Here is an 823-nt window from a genome sequence, read left to right as displayed (position 1 = left end):
TACATTCATGAATGTATGTAAGAAACTTTTTTCACTTTTAAACAGGACCGGAGTCAATGGCCAGACGCACCAAAGAAGAGGCGCAGCAAACCCGCTGCAACATCATGAGCACGGCCCTGGATCTCTTCTGCCAACAGGGGCTGGCGCGCACCAGCCTGACCGATATCGCCAAGGCGACGGACCTCACCCGGGGCGCCATCTACTGGCACTTCAAGAATAAAGAAGAGCTGTTCGTCACCCTGTGGGAGGAGCTGTGTGCCCCCCTCTCCCACCAGCTCGATGCCTGCGTCGACGAGGCGGAGGCGGATCCCCTGGGCAAGCTGCGCAGCTTTCTCAAGGAGGTGATGCTCAAAATCAGCACCGAGCCCGCCCACCAGCAGATGTTCACCATCATGTTCAATCTGGAATCCATGGAGGGAGAGGCCGCCGTCATGCGCGAGCACATGCATCTGCAATCCATGAATTTCTTCCGGGATCTGGAGATCACCCTGGCCAATGCCGTGCGTCGCGGCCAACTGCCCGAGGGGCTGGATCTGCGCCGCGCCGCCACCCTGCTCCATTGCACCCTGGACGGCTACATCATCAACTGGCTGCACTTCCCGGATCGCATCGATCTGATTGAGGAGTCGGACTTCCTCCTCGATACCCTGTTCACCCTCATCGCGAGCCCCACCCTTCGCCGCCACCCCTGAGTCGGCAAGACGCGCCGCCCCCGCCAATGCTCAAGAGCGAGCTGGAGCTGGTGCGTCCCTACGAGCAGATGATCCCGGCGGCCCTGCGGGACAAGATCCTGTGCGAGAAGCCCATCGAAATTCGCCCCGTG

At 60.4% G+C, this 823-nt stretch carries 1 protein-coding gene and 1 pseudogene; both read left to right on the top strand.

What is annotated here, in order from left to right; all coding sequences use genetic code 11:
• Window positions 1-56: 56 nt before the first annotated feature.
• Window positions 57-692 carry a TetR family transcriptional regulator gene (locus BN1120_RS18615; protein WP_041213205.1) on the top strand — a complete coding sequence of 212 codons (636 nt, stop codon included), beginning with the start codon at window positions 57-59 and terminating at the stop codon, window positions 690-692.
• 17 nt (window positions 693-709) lie between these two features.
• Window positions 710-823: pseudogene (locus BN1120_RS21410) on the top strand (acyl-CoA thioesterase II); the annotation flags it as partial.

The organism is Aeromonas caviae, assembly GCF_000819785.1.
GTDB lineage: Bacteria > Pseudomonadota > Gammaproteobacteria > Enterobacterales > Aeromonadaceae > Aeromonas > Aeromonas caviae.
This window is presented reverse-complemented; position numbering and strand designations above follow the sequence as displayed.

What these genes read in the sequence shown, in the direction of transcription:
- BN1120_RS18615 (WP_041213205.1), top strand. Translation starts at nt 57, where the DNA reads ATGGCCAGACGCACCAAAGAAGAGGCGCAGCAAACCCGCTGCAACATC.